Genomic DNA, 16,161 nt, shown 5'->3' with positions numbered 1-16,161 from the left:
AGACTGCTCCCCTCAGCCCGTCTTCTTCGCCGGGGTCTTCTTCGCGGAGCCTGACGTGGCCTTGGTCGCGGTGGCACGCGCGGTGGTTTTCTTGACCGGGGCCTTCGAGGCCGAGCCGGAGTCCTTGGTGCCTGAGGCACCGGAGCTTGCTGGCTTCTTCGCAGCGCTCGTCTTCGCCGGGGTCTTCTTGGCCGGGCTGCGCCTGGAGGTCGAGCTCTTCGCAGCTCCGTCACCCGCGGAGTCGCCGCCCGACGTGCCCGACGTGCCCGACGACCCTGACCCGCGCGAGCGCTCGACGCTGCGGCGCAGGACCTCCATGAGGTCGATGACCTCGGCCACGTCCTCCTTCTCCTCGTCGGGTTCTTCGCCGAAGGTCGCGGCCGTGTCGACGGCGTCGCCGTGCTCGAGCTTGGCGTCGATCAGGGTGCGCAGCTGGACCTGGTACTCGTCGGTGAACTTCTCGGGCTCGAAGTCGCTCTCGAAGCTCGCGACGAGCGCCGAGGCCATCTCGAGCTCCTTCGCGGTGATGCGAGGCGTCTCGTCGAGAGAAGGGAACTCCGGCTCGCGGACCTCGTCGTCCCAGCGCAGGACCTGGAGCAGCAGCACGTCGCCCCGTACTCGCAGCGCCGCGAGCCGGGTGCGCTGGCGCAGGGAGAAGGACACGACGGCGACGCGGTCGCTCTCCTCGAGGGTCCGTACGAGCAGCCTGTACGACTTGACCGACTTGGAGTCGGGCTCGAGGTAGTAGGCGTGCTCGTACATGATCGGGTCGATCTGGTCACGCGGCACGAACTCGACCACGTCGATCTCGCGGCTGCGCTCGACGGGCAGCGCGTCGAGGTCGTCCGGGGTCAGGACGACCGTGCGCTCCCCGTCGTCGTAGGCCTTGGCGATGTGACCGAAGTCGACGACCTTGCCGCACACCTCGCAGCGGCGCTGGTAGCGGATCCGGCCGCCGTCGGTGTCGTGCACCTGGTGCAGGCCGACGTCGTGGTCCTCGGTCGCGCTATACAGCTTGACGGGCACGTTGACGAGCCCGAACGTGACGGCACCCTTCCAGATCGCTCGCATCACCCCATGATGCTCCCGGATGCCGAGGGTCGCACCCGTGGCCATGATGGGTCTGTCAGCGACGGTCCGCCGCACGACGTCGGCGGACCCACCCGGGCGGAACGGCTGCCGAGAGACGGTCCACGTACCCGACACCCGACGGAGGTCCCTGTGCCCGACGACGACAGCACCGGCGGCTCGCGGCGCGACGCGCAGCGCGAGACCGTGACCATCGACGGGCACAAGGTCACGCTGACCAACCTGTCCAAGGTGATCTACCCGGAGACAGGGACCACCAAGGCCGACGTGCTCGCGTACCTGGCTGCGGTCGCCCAGCCCTTCGTGGCCCACGCGACGGGACGTCCGGCGACCCGCAAGCGGTGGGTGCACGGCACGGGTGGGCCGGTGTTCTTCCAGAAGAACCTCGACGACTCTGCTCCCGACTGGGTGCACAGGCGCGACATCCAGCACTCCGACCACGTCAACACCTATCCGCTCGTCGACGACCTCGCGACGCTCACGTGGCTGGGTCAGGTCGCCGCCCTCGAGATCCACGTGCCGCAGTGGCGGTTCGGCCGGACAGGGGTCGAGCACAGGCCCGACAGGCTGGTCCTCGACCTCGACCCCGGCCCGGGGACCGGCTTGGACGAGTGCGTGCAGGTCGCGCTGTGGGCGCGGGAGATCCTCACGGGGATGGACCTCGAGCCCTTCCCCGTGACGAGCGGGTCCAAGGGGATCCACCTCTACGCCGCGCTCGACGGGGCACACGACTCCGACGCCGTCAGCGCCGTCGCGCACGAGCTCGCCCGGGCGCTCCAGGCCGACCACCCGGACATGGTGGTCTCGGACATGAAGAAGTCGCTGCGCGAGGGCAAGGTGCTCGTCGACTGGTCGCAGAACAACCGCAACAAGACGACGATCAGCCCGTACTCGCTGCGTGGCCGGGACAAGCCCTACGTCGCCGCGCCCCGCACGTGGGCCGAGCTCGAGGCGGGAGGCCTCGAGCACCTCCTCGCCGACGAGGTGGTCGCCAGGCTCGAGCGCGACGGCGACCTGCTCGCGCCGCTGCTCACCGGCGGCCACGCGGCGCTCGAGCCGACGGCCGAGCGCATGGCCGGCTTCGAGCGGACGGACCGGCTCGAGGTGTACAGGTCGAAGCGCGACGCGTCGAAGACACCTGAGCCTGTCCCCGAGGCTCCGTCCGGGGGGCCTGCTCCGACGTCCGACGGCGAGGAGGCTGCCGCGCCGACCTTCGTCATCCAGGAGCACCACGCGCGGGCGCTGCACTACGACTTCAGGCTCGAGCACGACGGTGTGCTGGTCAGCTGGGCGCTGCCCAAGGGTGAGCCCGTCGACACGACCCACAACAGGCTCGGCGTGCTGACCGAAGACCACCCCCTCGAGTACGGCAGCTTCGAGGGCACCATCCCGAAGGGCGAGTACGGCGCCGGCACAGTGTCGATCTGGGACCGCGGCACCTACGACCTGCACAAGTGGCGCGAGGGCGAAGAGGTCATCGTCACGCTGCACAGCGACGGCTCGGGCGGGACCGACCGCGGGTCGCGACGCCTCGCGCTCATCCACACGGCCCACACCGGGGGTGGCACCTCGTGGCTCGTGCACAAGATGGCCGACGAGGGTGCAGGCTCCCACGGCGGGCGGCGTCGCGCGGGCGGTGGGACGGATCGCTCCTCGGACGGGTCTGGAGAGGGCGCGGGCGACGGGGCGTCCGAGGGCACCGCGACGGACGTGCGTGGCGAGGCGAGCGGCAGCAGTGGCTCTGCCAAGCCGATCACGCCCATGCTCGCGACCCCCGGGTCGGTCGACGACCTCGACGAGGACGACTGGGCCTTCGAGATGAAGTGGGACGGGATCCGCGCGATCGCGACAGTGGTCGCGGACCGTGAGGGGTCCCCTGGGTCGGTGCGCCTGACGAGCCGCAACGGCAACGACCTCACCGCCTCGTACCCCGAGCTCGAGGTGCTGTCGTCGTGCGTGACGGAAGACGTGGTGCTCGACGGCGAGATCGTCGCCCTGGACCGCGGGGGCCGACCTGACTTCGGCCGGCTGCAGACGCGCATGAACCTCACGGCCCGCCGGGACGTCGCCGCGGCGCAGAGGGCCCAGCGGGTCGACTACATGGCCTTCGACCTCGTCGAGCGTGCTGGTCGCCGGCTCACGCGGGTCGGGTACGACGGGCGACGCGCGGCGCTCGAGGAGGTCGTCACCGAGTCAGGGCCCGTGCACGTGCCTCCCGCCTTCACCTCGGACGCCGCGACCGCGCTGGCAGCGAGCAAGGAGCTCGGCCTCGAGGGGATCGTCGCCAAGCGCAGGTCGAGCACGTACAGGCCGGGGCGACCGGCCCACACCTGGGTCAAGGTCAAGCACGTGCAGACGCAAGAGGTGGTGGTCGTCGGGTGGCGTACCGGCAACGGCGCGCGTGCCGAGACCCTCGGCTCCCTGCTGGTCGCCGTGCCCGACGACTCCGGGACGCTCCGGTACGCGGGCCGGGTCGGCACAGGCTTCACCGAGGCGACGCTCGGACGGCTGGCCGAAGAGCTGGCCCGCTACCCGCGTGCCACGCCACCGGTCGATGACGTCCCTGCGGCCGACGCACGGGACGCGCACTGGGTCCGTGCGGACAGGGTCGGTGAGGTCGCCGTGAGCGGCTGGACCGCTCAGGGACGACTCCGTCACCCTGTGTGGCGCGGGTGGCGGACGGACAAGTCGCCGTCTGACGTGGTGCGGGAGAACGCCTGAGCCCAGAGCGCGGAGCAGGTCGGTCGCCGGTGCATCAGACCACGTGCCGTCGCAGCGTGCGGCTCCACCGGTTCGAGGGCAGCGCGGCGTCGAGGGCAGCCAGACCGACGCAGTACTTGCTGAGGCTCACCGGGCGGTGGCCGCGTGCCCACAGCCACCGGTCGACGGCAGTGGCGGTCCCGGGCGACTTGCTCTCGAGCACCACCTGGTCGCCCAGGCCTGCGTGACCCGCCGTGCTGTACCCGCCCTCCGCCGCCAGCTCCGACCGGTCCTGCGGCGCAGGCGTGCACAGCAACGCCGCGTCGCAGGTCAGTCGTGTCCCGGCGACAGGGTCGACGAAGGTCGTGCGGTCGTAGGTGGTGACGAGCGTCGGCACGAGGGCTGCCACGACGTGTCGCGCGTCGGGGAGCGCCTGCTGCAGCACCGTCGCTGCGAAGGCGCGTGCCTGCGGGTCGATCGACGCGGCCGAGGCACGGTCGTAGGCGAGCCGCTCTTTGACGGTCTCGCCGCGCCCGCCCTTGACCTTGACCTCGAAGACGCACTCCCCCGAGTCTGCGTAGGTCCGGGTCCGCACCTTGAAGCGGCGGCGACGCCCGTGGGCAGCACTGCGGTACGACTGGAGGGCGGGGGTGTCGAAGTACACCGACTCGTAGCCGAACCTGCGCCGCCCGGCGATCTCGAGGACCCGCAGGCCCTGGTGGTCCGCGAGCAGGTCGGCGAGCACGCTCGTCGGGACGACGTACTTGCGGTCGACGCGAGTCTGCAGGTCGGCGAGCTCCTGGATCTCGGTGAGGTCGACGGCCCCGAAGCCCGAGACGAGATCGGTGAGCCTGAGGTCGGGGGCCGACGGTGCCGTGGGTGCCGTGGGTGCCGTGGGTGCCAACGGTGCCGAGGGTGCCGTGGGCACGACGTCGGGCGTCGTCACGAGCGCACCGCCGCGTCGGTCGCGCGGTCTGCCGCGAGCCGGGCGTCGGACGAGGCCCCGCCTGTGTGCCCCGCTCGGCGGGCCGCAGGGCGCAGCGACTCGGGGACGTCGGAGGCGAAGGTCCCGGCGCCGAGGGACGGGGCATCGGCGGTGCTGCGGGCCGGCAGGGTCGAGGCCAGCAGCGGGGAGCGGGTCGTCACCCCGGGCCGGACCACGTACCGGACGTCGACGCGCTGCAGGTCTCGCACCAGGTCTGTCTCCTGGACGACGACGCGGCGCACCGTGCCACCGAGGAGGTCTTCGAGTCGCGCGGTCAGCTGGGTCTCGTCGGGGTAGACGGTGTCGAGGGTGACCACCTGGCGCCTGTAGCCGGCGGTCTTCGGGTTCGAGTCGACGAGCAGCATCACGACGATGAGCGCGGCGCTGAACAGCGGTGCGATCCACCACGGGTCGGGCTGGAGCCCGGCGATGAGCCCCAGGGCGAGGGAGGCGAAGAAGTACGCGACCTCTTCCTGGGCGAGCTCGGAAGACCGCAGCCGGATGATCGACAGGACCCCGAAGAGCCCGAGACCCAGACCTGCACCCACCGTCGACGTCGCGAGCACGCTCGTCACGGCGAGGACCCCGACGTTGAGCCCGATGTACGCGAGCAGCATCTCGCTGCGGCGGTGACGGCGGAAGTAGACGGCATAGGTGAGGACGAGGATGGCGACGAGGTCGACCGCGACGATCCACAGGTTCGGCATGAGGGCTCCAGGGTTCAGAGGGTGGTGCTGGCGTGATGGGTCATGTCTAGGCAGCCGACCTATGACCCGGCTGTGCGGGGTGTAGGTGCAGCCGAGGAACGCCGGGTGGGACGGAGATGGACGGCAGGTAGACACCCGCTGAAGGGTGCCGCCAGCACCCGCCTCGGGATGGTCCGCCGTCGCGCCGTTGTTCGCTCACAGCGAACGGATCCTGGCTTGGCACTCGCCGACCTCGAGTGCTAAAAAAATGTCTGTAGCCACCTCGGGCGGCAGGCGCCCGAGACCACGACCGGTCCCGAGATCCGGGACCTGTGACGAGGAGGTGATGCGTGATGGCTGCACGGATCGACCCGTTCACGGAGATGGAACGACTCCTGACCTCGGCCCTGCCGACAGCCCGCACCGCGACCAGCATGCCGATGGACCTGCTGCGCGAGGGCGACCACTACGTCATGTCCGTCGACCTCCCGGGCGTCGACCCCGGGACGATCGACGTGTCGGTCGAAGACCGCACCCTGACGGTCCGCGCGGAGAGGTCGGCCCGCTCGTCGTCGGCAGACTGGCTCGTGCGCGAGAGGCCCTCGGGGACCTTCGCCCGTCAGCTGACCGTCGGACGAGGGCTCGCTCTCGACAAGATCTCGGCCTCGTACGCCGACGGTGTCCTCTCCCTGACCATCCCGGTGAGCGAAGACGCCAAGCCGCGCAAGATCGAGGTCTCCCACGCCGGGACGGCCTCGCAGATCTCCCCGGCACACGCCGTCGAGGCCTGAGCCCCCGGTCCCCCGCCCACCCCGAGGGCCCCGCCGACGGCGGGGCCCTCTCGTCTGCACAGCCTGCGCACAGCCCACGCTGACGGTCCGCGAAGGCGCAGGCGGTGAGGTGGTGCCCTTCCCAGACCGCTCCGCAGAAGGGCACCAGATGTCGACCGACCTGGCACGCACGTCCACCCACACCCGCAGCCGCAGCCGTAGCCGCAGCCGCACAGTGCGCCGCTTCACGGCGCTCGCCGTGGGATCCGTCCTGGCCTTCGGGTCTCTCGCCGCGTGCAGCAGCGACGACTCCGCGAGTGCCACCTCGGGCACGGGGACCGAGTCCACGGGGACGTGGGGCGACTCCTCGGTGCGCACGGCGGGCGACGTGGAGGGCACGGTCTGGGACTCGACCGCTGTGCACACCATCTCGGTCGAGGTCGACGGGGAGGAGCTCGCGGCGATGATCGCGACCTACTCCGCCGAGGACAGCAAAGAGTGGTTGACCGCCACGGTGACCATCGACAGCGAGACCTTCGAGGACGTCGGTCTGCGCCTCAAGGGCAACTCGTCCCTGCGTGCGGTCAGCACAGACACCCCGGCACAGGACGTGCCGTGGCTCATCCGGCTCGACAAGTTCGTCGACGGACAGGACCTCGACGGGTCGACGGACTTCGTCGTGAGGTCCAGCACGTCCGAGACGTCGCTCAACGAGGCTGTGGCACTCGAGATGCTCGGCGCCGCCGGGCTCGCGACCGAAGAGGCCATCGCCACGCGCTTCTCGGTGAACGGCTCCGACGAGGCACTGCGCCTGGTGGTCGAAGACCCTGACGACGCCTGGGACGCAGCGTCCTTCGACACCGAGGGCATCCTCTACAAGGCGCAGTCCGGCGGCGACTACAGCTATCGCGGTGACGACCCCGAGTCGTACACGGACGTGTTCAGCCAGAAGAGCCCCTCGGGCGAGGACGACCTCACGCCGCTGATCGACTTCTTGAAGTTCCTCGACGAGTCCGACGACGCCACCTTCGCGGCCGAGCTCAGCGAGCACCTCGACGTCGACGCCTTTGCGACGTACCTCGCGATGCAGGACATCGTCGGGAACTTCGACGACATCGACGGTCCGGGCAACAACTCCTTCCTGCGGTACGACTCCGAGACGGGTGCGTTCACCGTGGTGAGCTGGGACCTCAACCTGGCCTTCGGGCAGATGAACGGGATGGGCGGCGGTCAGCCCGGCGAAGACATGCCCGAGGGCTTCACACCTCCGGACGGAGCCGAGCTGCCCGACGGCGAGCTGCCCGAGGGGTTCACGCCCCCAGACGGGGCCACCATGCCCGAGGGCATGACCCCGTCGGACGGCACGACCGACGGTGCGCGTCCTGACCGCGGTGCCCGCCCGGGACCTGCGGACACCACCACCACGGAGGACGGGTCGACGACCGACGGCACCGGGGCAACCGACGGGGCCGCCGGCGCCGCCGGCGGGCAGCGCCCCGACGGCGGGATGGGTGGCGGGATGGGAGGTGACAACGTCCTCGTGACCCGCTTTCTCGCGGACGAGGACTTCGCAGCGCTCGTCGACCAGGCGACGGCCGACCTCACGTCGTCCCTGGTCACGGACGGGACGGCCCAGGAGATCCTCGACCGGTGGACCACGCTGCTCACCGACGAGGCCAGCGACCTGGTCGACCCGACCACCATCACGTCGGAGTCGGAGAGCATCGCGAAGGCCCTGACGTCATAGGACTTCCGACCCTTGATCACGGCCCTCGGAGCATCTCGCGAGGGCCGTGATCTTCATCACTCGACCCCTGCTCTCAGCGCGCAGAGTCTTAGCATCGAAGCCGTGGCAGACAGCACAGCAACCCCCAGCACCCCGGTCGACGTCGTCCTCGTGGGTGGCGGAATCATGAGCGCGACGCTCGGTTCCATCATCCGGCTGGTCGAGCCCACCTGGTCCATCCGCATCTACGAACGCCTCGACGCCGTGGCGCAAGAGAGCTCCAACGCGTGGAACAACGCCGGCACCGGGCACGCCGCCCTCTGCGAGCTGAACTACACGCCCGAGAAGGCCGACGGCTCGATCGACATCACCAAGGCCGTCGCGATCAACGAGCAGTTCCAGACCTCTCGCGAGTTCTGGCAGCACCTGGTCTCCGCCGACCTGCTGCCCGAGCCCGAGGGCTTCATCGCCTCGACGCCGCACATGACCTTCGTCCGCGGCGCCGCGAACGTCGACTACCTGCGACGCCGGCACGCCGCCCTCGTCGTGCACCCGCTGTTCAGCGACCTCGAGTTCACCGACGACCCCGCGGTCGTCGGCGAGTGGGCACCGCTGCTCGTCGCCGAGCGGTCGTCCGACGAGCCGATCGCCGCGACCCGCTCGACGTCCGGCACCGACGTGAACTTCGGCGCCCTCACGCGCAAGCTCACCGACTACCTCGAGTCGACGGGTGCAGAGCTGCACCTCCAGCACGAGATCACGTCGCTGCGCCAGCGCAAGGACGGCACCTGGCGCCTCAAGGTCGCCGACCGCAGCTGGAACGCTGCCGAGCGCCGCAGCACCGTCGACGCCAAGTTCGTGTTCATCGGAGCGGGCGGCGGCGCGCTGCCGCTGCTGCAGAAGGCCGGCATCCCCGAGGCCAAGGGCTACGGCGGCTTCCCGATCAGCGGGCTCTTCCTGCGCACGACCAACCCCGAGCTCGTCGCCCAGCACCAGGCCAAGGTCTACGGCAAGGCCGACGTCGGCTCCCCACCCATGTCGGTGCCGCACCTGGACACGCGCGTCGTCGACGGTGAGACCTCGCTGCTCTTCGGCCCGTACGCGGGATTCAGCACGAAGTTCCTCAAGAAGGGCTCGCTGCTCGACCTCTTCCTGTCGATCCGTCCGAGCAACATCGTCACGATGCTCGCGGTCGCCAAGGACAACATGGACCTCACGAAGTACCTCATCAGCGAGGTGACGAAGTCCCGCTGGAACAAGTTCAAGACGCTGCGCGACTTCATGCCGACGGCTGACCCGAAGGACTGGGAGTTCATCACCGCCGGGCAGCGCGTCCAGGTGATGAAGAGCCACCCCGAGAAGCACGGTGTGCTCGAGTTCGGCACCGAGCTCATCACCGCAGCCGACGGGACCATCGCCGGTCTGCTCGGCGCCTCGCCGGGCGCGTCGACGGCTGTCCCCGCGATGGTCGACCTCCTCGAGCGCTGCTTCCCGCAGCAGTTCCCGGCCTGGCACCGCGAGCTCGCCACCATGATGCCGAGCCTGGCACCCCAGGAGTGGAGCTCCGAAGAGGCCTTCGCCGAGCTCGAGGCCGACGACGCGGACTTCCAGAAGACAGCCTGAGCACCACCTGACCAGAGGGACCGCTGCGCACGAGCAGCGGTCCCTCTGTGCGTGGGTCCTCGCGGGTGCGCCGCACCCGGCGCCCCGCACCCGGCGCCCCGCACCGGCGAGCATGCTCGTGCGCCCCGGGCGACTGGCTTCGGGCGGGTACCTCGCCCCGCGATCCGCACCCACGGTGACAGGTCTCACCCTGCGCCCGCGGGACCTGCGCTGCTATGATCTTCTGCGGTGCGAACGGTCCTGCGTGGACCGCACCTGAGCCGTCACAGGCTCGAGACGTACCGATGTGCAACTACCTGCTGACAGAGCAAGGCGGCACCCAGCTGCCGCGGAGGCTCTCTTGGCACAGCAGACATCACCCCTCACCCTGATCCAGCACACCGGCCGGTGGTACTTCCCGCTCGCCTTCGTCGCCAGGCTCCCCTTCGCCATGATGGTCGTCGGAGTCCTCACGCTCGTCACCGAGGTGCACGGATCAGTCGCCCTGGGTGGTCTCGCCTCGGCTGCCGTCGGCATCGGCGTGGTGATCGCCGGTCCCTTCATCGGAGACGCGGTCGACAAGTTCGGCCAACGCAAGGTCCTCGTCCCCGTCGGGCTGGTCAACGGCCTGCTGCTCGCAGCCTTCCCGCTGGTCGTCTTCGCCGGCGCCTCGACGGGCATCGTGCTCGGCCTCGCCGCACTCATCGGGCTGAGCGCCCCGCAGGCCGCCGCGATGAGCCGCAGCCGCGTCATCGCGATCATCCGCGACCGCCTGCTCCCCCAGCAGCGCCAGCGCACCTACTCCCGCGCGATGTCCTACGAGTCCGCCGCCGACGAGACAGCGTTTGTCATCGGGCCGTTCCTCGTCGGCATCTTCGCGTCCTTCCTCGCCCCCTGGGCACCCGTCGCGATCGCCGCCGCCCTGAGCCTCGTCTTCGTCACCGCCTTCGCCCTCCACCCGACGGCGCGTGCCACCAGCTCGGAGGCCGAGGAGGCCGTCGAGCGCGCCCCCTTCACCGCCGTGCTGCGCCCCCGGGTGATGGTCCTGGTCGGCGGCACCTTCGCGATCGGCTTCTTCTTCGGCGCGGTCCTCACCTCGCTCACCGCCGACATGGAGGCGCAGGGCGAGGGCTCGCAGGCCGGGCTGCTCTACGGGATGCTCGGCATCGGCTCCGCAGCCCTCGCCCTGGCCGCTGCCGCCCTGCCGGAGCGCTTCTCGCAGCGGTGGCGCTGGCTCGTCTTCGCCGCGGTGATGACCGCCGGCTCGGTCGCCTACGCGACCGCCGACAGCCGCTCCGCGACCGTCGTCGCGCTCCTCGTCATGGGGCTGGGCGTCGGGCCCGCGCTCGTCACGATCTTCTCCCTCGCCGGGCACCGCAGCCCTGCTGGCCGCTCGACGACCACCATGACGATGCTCGCCTCCGGGCTGACCCTCGCCCAGGCTCTCGCCTCGGCGATCACCGGCGCCGTCGCCGAGCGCGTCTCGGTCGACGTCGCCCTCGTGCTCCCCGTCGCAGCCGCTGTGCTGCTCGTCGTGCTGGGTGCGCTGAACGTCGCGATCGAGCGACGTGAGCGCAGCTCCGGCGCGGCCTCGGCTGCTGGCACGGGTCTCGGGCCGGTCCCTGTGGCCGACGACCGGGAGCCCGTCCTGGCCGGGGCCTCGGTCCCGGGTGCGACGACCGCCTCCGACGCCCTCACCGAGGGTGCTGGACGCTCCTGACTCTCGTCAGCCGATCCGCCGGTGCATGGAGATCGACCCGTTGGTCGGCCTCTCGAAGCCCAGCTGCTCGTAGAGGCGCTGGCCCGGCAGGTCGGCCATGAGGGTCACGTAGGCGCCTGCCGGGGCACGGTCGCTGATCTCGTCGAGCAGGGCGCTGAGAACCGCGCGCCCGAGTCCCTTCTTCTGGTGCTCGGGCAGCGTGGCCATGTCGGCGACGAGGAAGTACCAACCGCCGTCGCCGACGACACGGCCCATCGCGACGGTCTGCCCCGACTGCGTCTGCACGGTCCGCCAGGCCCAGCTGTTCGCGAGGGCCGGTCCGGCCTGCTCCGCGCGCTTGGGGGTCAGCCCGGTCAGCTGCCGCAGGGCGAGATACTCCTCGAGCGGGGGCGGGTCTGTCGTGAGCGTGTAGGTCGCAGCATCCATCTCTCAAGTCTGGCAGGAGCCGTCGACCCCGTGGTCGACCATGTCGACGGGTCCTGCGCGGGGGGAGCACGCGCTGACGGGACAGCCCCCGTACCTTGTCCGGTTCACTAGTGGATTTATCGACTAGTCCGTGTCACGATGAGCGCATGGACGACATCGACCTCACCGGGGAGTGGCTGCGCGGGCTGCTCGGCACCTGCGCCCTCGCTGCTCTGTCGCGTGGGAGCGCCCACGGCTACGCCGTCGTGCAGCAGCTGCAGGCAGCGGGCCTCGGCCCGATCAAGGGCGGCGCGCTGTACCCGGTCCTCAACCGGCTCGAGCGCGACGGGGCGGTGACCGCCCAGTGGCGAGAGGGCGAGGGTGGGCCCGGGCGGAAGGTCTTCACACTGACCGAGGCCGGGCGCCAACACCTCGCCTCTCTCCGCGGCGCCTGGGCACCGTTCGCCGAGACCGTCGGGCTCCTGCTCGACGCACCTGACGCAGCCGACGCAGCCGGCGCACCTGCGCCGAGGAGCACGACGACCGTCGCGCCTGCGCCGACGAGTACCGCGACCGTCGTCCCTGCGCCGACCACGACCACCTCAGGAGATCGCTCATGACCTCGACGAGCACCCGTTGGCCCACCGACGACGACCAGGCGTGGGGTGACAGGCTCCTGCTGCGCCTCGGTCTGGACAGCACGGTCCCCGCAGGGGTGGCCGACGAGGCTGTCGCCGATGCGCGAGATGCCTGCCACGAGTCAGGGCGCCCGGCCGCCGAGCTCTTCGGCGACGCCGACGCCTATGCCCGCGAGGTAGCACGCGAGCGCGTGCCGGTCGACGAGCGGGCGAGCGTCGACCTCGACGGAGGGACACCCCGCAGCCGGATGACGCACCTGCTCCTGACGGTCGGTCTGGCCGGCGCCTTCCTCTGCCTCACCCTGCTGGTCACCTCCGGGTGGACGGCCGGTGTCAGTCCCGCGCACGTGGTGCTGTTCGCGGGGGTTCTGCTGTCCTGGGTCGCGGTGCTGTGGGGGCTGCTGGACCGCCGGGCCGGTCTCGTGCGCAGCGGCTGGGCCTGGTGGGCTGGGGCCGCCGTCGGGATCGTCGGCTCGGCAGCCGCAGCAGTCTCGCTCAAGGACCACGAGCCGTCGTTCGAGTTGCCCTTGCTGGTCCCGCTCGCCGCGTCCGTCGCACTCGTGGTCGCAGCCCTGAACCGGACCCCACCTCCTCCACCGGCCGACGTCTCGTCGGCTCTGACGGCCGACGCGTGGTTCGACCGCCTCGCCGGGCTCCTCCGAGGTCGCTACTACCTCCCTCGGGCGGCTGTGCGCCAGCACGTGGCCGACGCACGCGCCCACTGGCAGGACAGCGGGGCGTCGCACCCACGGGACGAGTTCGGCGCACCCGAGGTGTACGCCCTCGAGCTGCTCGACGGCTCCCCCGAGCCGCGACGCAACCGGCGGCTCGCGTCAGCCTGGGGCTGCACAGCCTTCGCAGGATTCTGGACCTACAACCTCGTCATGGCGGTGGTCGACGGCGACGGCACGTGGGGAGTCGTGTGGCGGACCGCAGCCCTGCTCCTGACCGCCGGGCTGGCGGCCCAGACCTGGTGGCAGCACCTGGCGGACCGGCCGGAGCCCGACCACGGCTGACGCAGGTAGAGGGGGCACCGGCAGGCCACCAGCGGGCTCGTCACCCCGGCTGGCGCGGCTCTCCAGATCCCACCGGGCTCCGGCACCGGGCCAGGGTGCCGCGCAGCCCCTAGGCTGGGGCGATGGACACCCGATCAGCCTCACGCCTCCCGTTCCCCGTCAGCCCTGTCGGCCTCGGCTGCTGGCAGCTCGGAGGTGACTGGGGCGAGGTGACCGAAGGGTCGGCGCACGGCGTCCTGGGCGCCGCGGCCCACGCAGGAGTGACGTTCTTCGACACCGCAGACGTCTACGGCGACGGCCGCAGCGAACGGCTCGTCGGGTCCTTCCTCGACGCCCGCGGGGTCGATGACGTCCGCGTCGCGACCAAGATGGGACGCCGTGCCGACCCGCACGACGCCTCCGCCTACACCCTCGACGCCTTCCGCGACTGGACCGACCGGAGCCGCCGCAACCTGGGCGTCGACACCCTCGACCTCGTCCAGCTGCACTGCCCGCCGACGGAGGTCTTCTCCTCCGACGCCGTCTACGACGCGCTCGACACCCTCGTCTCCGACGGTGCCATCCGTGCCTACGGCGTCTCGGTCGAGACCTGCGCCGAGGCCCTCACCGCGATCGCCCGCCCCAACGTCGCGAGCGTGCAGATCATCCTCAACGCCTTCCGCCGCAAGCCTCTCGAAGAGGTCCTGCCTGCCGCGCGCGAGGCCGGCGTCGCAATCATCGCCCGCGTCCCGCTCGCGAGCGGCCTGCTGTCGGGCAAGTACGACGAGTCCACCACCTTCGCGGCCGACGACCACCGGACCTTCAACCGCTCGGGCGCAGCCTTCGACGTCGGCGAGACCTTCGCCGGGGTGCCGTTCGAGGTCGGTGTCGCAGCCGCTCGCGAGGTCGCGGCGCTGCTGCCCGAGGGATCGACGGCCAGCACGTCACAGCTCGCGCTCCGGTGGATCCTGGACCAGCCGGGCGTGACGACGGTGATCCCGGGTGCGCGCAACGCCGCACAGGCGGAGTCCAACGCGGCTGCCGCCGACCTCCCGCCGCTGACCGACGAGCAGCTCGCGCGCTTCGAGGAGATCTACGACGCGTCGATCCGCGCACACGTGCACGACCGCTGGTGATGCTCGACCTGTGCCGCTGGGAGGCTGGCCGGTCCACCGGTCGGCCTTCCTCACGCCGGGCGCCAGCCAGCCAGGGACCCGGTGCCCGGTGCCCGGTGCCCGGTGCCCGGTGCCCGGGAAGAGTAGACGAGCGATCAGCCTCGGGCCCAGGACGCCCGACCGGGTGAAGGTGCAGGCCACACCGCTCGGGCACTGCCCCGGAGCGCGCCAGACCTGCACACTGGGAAGATGGCCGACGCCGAGGGGTTCGAGTACACCGTGCGGGGTGATGCGCTCGTCGTCATCACCCACCACGGTCGCGCTGCGGCGCGCCTTCGCGGCGACGCCGCCCGCGCGTTCCTGAGCGAGGTCGAGACGTCGGACCCTCAGCTGCTCATGGCCAGGGCGACCGGCAGCTACAAGCGGGGCAACGAGCGCGCCGCGAAGATGCACCCGCGCAACCTCCGCAGGTTCACCTGACCGCAGCTGTCACTGGAGCGTAGGTCTCGACCCGTCAGGGAGGCGGAGGCCGTCTCGGCCCCGGTGGCCTCATGGAGAGACGCTCAGGGCGCGACCGGGCTCCGGTGCTCGTGCTCGTGCTCGTGCTCGTGCTCGTGCTCGTGCTCGTGCTCGTGCTCGTGCTCGTGCTCGTGGAGATGGTCGAGCCGCGCGCGGACCTCAGGTCTGCGCAGGGGCGGGACTGTCGTCGGCGGCTGTCGTCGGGCAGGCAGCTCGTCGAGGAGACGCGCGACGATCGCCGCGATCTCGTCGACCGCCCGGTCGAGAGGTTCTGCGGTCGCGGCGCTCGGCGACTGCACCCCCGTGACCTTGCGGACGAACTGGCGGGCGGCGGCCGCGATCTCCTCGTCGGTCGCCGGCGGCTCGAGACCGCGAAGGGTTGTGATGTTCCGGCACATGAACCAACGGTAGGACTGTGACGCGGGTCACGCCAAGGGCGCTCGCAGGTGTGCTGGTCAGCGCGTCGGCGCTCCCTTGGACCACCGGTCTGCGGCACAGCAGCTGCAGGCGGCAGGGACCGCAGCCCCGTCGGCCCTCGCATGCTGCGCTCAGCGCGTGAGGTGACCGCCACTCTCACGGAGATAGCAGGCCGCGCACAGCGACTCGTAGGCGACCTCGACCCCGTCGATGGCGACCTGCGCGCCGTCGAAGATGAAGACCCCGTCGACCGAGCGGGCGTTGAAGATCGCCTTGCGACCGCAGCGGCAGATCGTCTTGAGCTCTTCGAGGCTGTGCGCGATCTCGAGGAGGCGGCGGCTGCCGGGGAAGGCAGCCGTCTGGAAGTCTGTGCGGATGCCGTAGCAGATCACCGGGATCGCATCGAGGGTCGCGATGCGCAGCAGGTCGTTGACCTGCCCGGCCGAGAGGAACTGCGACTCGTCGACGAGCAGGCAGCTGACGTCGCGCCCCGACTCGGTCTGCACGTGCGCGCGGTGCTGCTGGAACAGCGCGTAGGCGTCCTGCCCCTCCCCCACCATGAAGTCGACGTCCCTGTCGAAACCGAGCCGCGACTGGATCGCCCGGCCCGCCTTGGTGTCGATACCGGGCTTCGCGAGGAGGACCTGGTGGCCACGCTCCTCGTAGTTGTACGCAGCCTGCAGCAGAGCCGTGCTCTTGCCGCTGTTCATCGCCCCGTACCTGAAGTACAGCTTTGCCATCGGGTCCCTCTCGTGAAGCGGTCGACGGACATCCCATCACATCGCGCGCCCGGG

At 70.9% G+C, this 16,161-nt stretch carries 15 protein-coding genes; 9 read left to right on the top strand and 6 right to left on the bottom strand.

Features of this window, described 5'->3' with window-relative positions; translation table 11 throughout:
* Positions 1 to 12 precede the first annotated feature (12 nt).
* Positions 13 to 1,071: a non-homologous end joining protein Ku gene (ku, locus tag SANBI_RS06370; RefSeq protein WP_319160044.1), complete on the bottom strand. Its 1,059-nt coding sequence runs from the start codon at positions 1,069 to 1,071 to the stop codon at positions 13 to 15.
* 150 nt (positions 1,072 to 1,221) lie between these two features.
* Between ku and SANBI_RS06365 the strand changes: the two genes are divergently transcribed.
* Positions 1,222 to 3,810 (top strand): ATP-dependent DNA ligase, encoded by a 2,589-nt coding sequence (locus tag SANBI_RS06365; protein ID WP_319160042.1) that lies wholly within the window; start codon positions 1,222 to 1,224, stop codon positions 3,808 to 3,810.
* Positions 3,811 to 3,844: 34 nt separating this feature from the next.
* On the opposite strand, the gene SANBI_RS06360 is transcribed toward SANBI_RS06365, so the two are convergent.
* On the bottom strand, positions 3,845 to 4,735 hold the full coding sequence (locus SANBI_RS06360; protein ID WP_319160040.1) for a polyphosphate polymerase domain-containing protein: 891 nt from the start codon (positions 4,733 to 4,735) through the stop codon (positions 3,845 to 3,847).
* A complete protein-coding gene (locus SANBI_RS06355) occupies positions 4,732 to 5,481 on the bottom strand; it encodes a DUF4956 domain-containing protein (protein WP_319160039.1) in 750 nt (249 codons plus the stop codon). Before SANBI_RS06355 ends, SANBI_RS06360 begins: the two co-directional genes overlap by 4 nt.
* A gap of 332 nt (positions 5,482 to 5,813) precedes the next feature.
* On the opposite strand from SANBI_RS06355, the gene SANBI_RS06350 reads away from it, so the two are divergent.
* From SANBI_RS06350 to SANBI_RS06335, 4 genes are all read left to right on the top strand, one after another.
* A complete protein-coding gene (locus tag SANBI_RS06350) occupies positions 5,814 to 6,251 on the top strand; it encodes an Hsp20/alpha crystallin family protein (RefSeq protein WP_056131511.1) in 438 nt (145 codons plus the stop codon).
* Between the two features lie 148 nt (positions 6,252 to 6,399).
* On the top strand, positions 6,400 to 7,977 hold the full coding sequence (locus tag SANBI_RS06345) for a CotH kinase family protein (protein ID WP_319160037.1): 1,578 nt from the start codon (positions 6,400 to 6,402) through the stop codon (positions 7,975 to 7,977).
* A gap of 93 nt (positions 7,978 to 8,070) precedes the next feature.
* Positions 8,071 to 9,579: a malate:quinone oxidoreductase gene (locus SANBI_RS06340; RefSeq protein ID WP_319161201.1), complete on the top strand. Its 1,509-nt coding sequence runs from the start codon at positions 8,071 to 8,073 to the stop codon at positions 9,577 to 9,579.
* A 340-nt stretch (positions 9,580 to 9,919) separates the two neighbouring features.
* Positions 9,920 to 11,278: an MFS transporter gene (locus tag SANBI_RS06335; RefSeq protein WP_319160035.1), complete on the top strand. Its 1,359-nt coding sequence runs from the start codon at positions 9,920 to 9,922 to the stop codon at positions 11,276 to 11,278.
* A 6-nt stretch (positions 11,279 to 11,284) separates the two neighbouring features.
* Here SANBI_RS06335 and SANBI_RS06330 read toward each other — a convergent pair whose 3' ends face one another.
* Positions 11,285 to 11,704 (bottom strand): GNAT family N-acetyltransferase, encoded by a 420-nt coding sequence (locus SANBI_RS06330; protein WP_319160033.1) that lies wholly within the window; start codon positions 11,702 to 11,704, stop codon positions 11,285 to 11,287.
* Between the two features lie 146 nt (positions 11,705 to 11,850).
* Here SANBI_RS06330 and SANBI_RS06325 point away from each other — a divergent pair, with 146 nt between their 5' ends.
* The 4 genes from SANBI_RS06325 to SANBI_RS06310 all read left to right on the top strand — a co-directional run bounded on the left by SANBI_RS06325 (position 11,851) and on the right by SANBI_RS06310 (position 14,911).
* On the top strand, positions 11,851 to 12,303 hold the full coding sequence (locus SANBI_RS06325; RefSeq protein WP_319160031.1) for a PadR family transcriptional regulator: 453 nt from the start codon (positions 11,851 to 11,853) through the stop codon (positions 12,301 to 12,303).
* Positions 12,300 to 13,337 (top strand): hypothetical protein, encoded by a 1,038-nt coding sequence (locus SANBI_RS06320; protein ID WP_319160029.1) that lies wholly within the window; start codon positions 12,300 to 12,302, stop codon positions 13,335 to 13,337. Before SANBI_RS06325 ends, SANBI_RS06320 begins: the two co-directional genes overlap by 4 nt.
* A gap of 122 nt (positions 13,338 to 13,459) precedes the next feature.
* On the top strand, positions 13,460 to 14,452 hold the full coding sequence (locus SANBI_RS06315; RefSeq protein ID WP_319160027.1) for an aldo/keto reductase: 993 nt from the start codon (positions 13,460 to 13,462) through the stop codon (positions 14,450 to 14,452).
* 228 nt (positions 14,453 to 14,680) lie between these two features.
* The gene (locus SANBI_RS06310; RefSeq protein ID WP_319160025.1) at positions 14,681 to 14,911 is read left to right on the top strand and encodes a hypothetical protein; all 231 of its coding nucleotides are present in this window, start codon (positions 14,681 to 14,683) and stop codon (positions 14,909 to 14,911) included.
* An 83-nt stretch (positions 14,912 to 14,994) separates the two neighbouring features.
* Here SANBI_RS06310 and SANBI_RS06305 read toward each other — a convergent pair whose 3' ends face one another.
* On the bottom strand, positions 14,995 to 15,348 hold the full coding sequence (locus tag SANBI_RS06305; RefSeq protein ID WP_319160023.1) for a DUF2277 domain-containing protein: 354 nt from the start codon (positions 15,346 to 15,348) through the stop codon (positions 14,995 to 14,997).
* A gap of 150 nt (positions 15,349 to 15,498) precedes the next feature.
* Entirely contained in the window at positions 15,499 to 16,107 is a 609-nt protein-coding gene (locus tag SANBI_RS06300) for a thymidine kinase (protein WP_056131489.1), read from the bottom strand.
* Between the last annotated feature and the right edge of the window lie 54 nt (positions 16,108 to 16,161).

It is taken from the genome of Sanguibacter biliveldensis, assembly GCF_033798665.1.
Lineage (GTDB): Bacteria > Actinomycetota > Actinomycetes > Actinomycetales > Cellulomonadaceae > Sanguibacter > Sanguibacter inulinus.
Note: the sequence above shows the minus strand (reverse complement) of the source record. Positions and strands in the feature narration are given on the sequence as shown.

Bases quoted from the DNA above. Each gene is read 5' to 3' on its own strand.
- ku (WP_319160044.1), bottom strand. From the start codon at position 1,071: ATGCGAGCGATCTGGAAGGGTGCCGTCACGTTCGGGCTCGTCAACGTG.
- SANBI_RS06355 (WP_319160039.1), bottom strand. From the start codon at position 5,481: ATGCCGAACCTGTGGATCGTCGCGGTCGACCTCGTCGCCATCCTCGTC.
- SANBI_RS06350 (WP_056131511.1), top strand. From the start codon at position 5,814: ATGGCTGCACGGATCGACCCGTTCACGGAGATGGAACGACTCCTGACC.
- SANBI_RS06345 (WP_319160037.1), top strand. From the start codon at position 6,400: ATGTCGACCGACCTGGCACGCACGTCCACCCACACCCGCAGCCGCAGC.
- SANBI_RS06330 (WP_319160033.1), bottom strand. From the start codon at position 11,704: ATGGATGCTGCGACCTACACGCTCACGACAGACCCGCCCCCGCTCGAG.
- SANBI_RS06325 (WP_319160031.1), top strand. From the start codon at position 11,851: ATGGACGACATCGACCTCACCGGGGAGTGGCTGCGCGGGCTGCTCGGC.
- SANBI_RS06320 (WP_319160029.1), top strand. From the start codon at position 12,300: ATGACCTCGACGAGCACCCGTTGGCCCACCGACGACGACCAGGCGTGG.
- SANBI_RS06315 (WP_319160027.1), top strand. From the start codon at position 13,460: ATGGACACCCGATCAGCCTCACGCCTCCCGTTCCCCGTCAGCCCTGTC.
- SANBI_RS06310 (WP_319160025.1), top strand. From the start codon at position 14,681: ATGGCCGACGCCGAGGGGTTCGAGTACACCGTGCGGGGTGATGCGCTC.
- SANBI_RS06305 (WP_319160023.1), bottom strand. From the start codon at position 15,348: ATGTGCCGGAACATCACAACCCTTCGCGGTCTCGAGCCGCCGGCGACC.
- SANBI_RS06300 (WP_056131489.1), bottom strand. From the start codon at position 16,107: ATGGCAAAGCTGTACTTCAGGTACGGGGCGATGAACAGCGGCAAGAGC.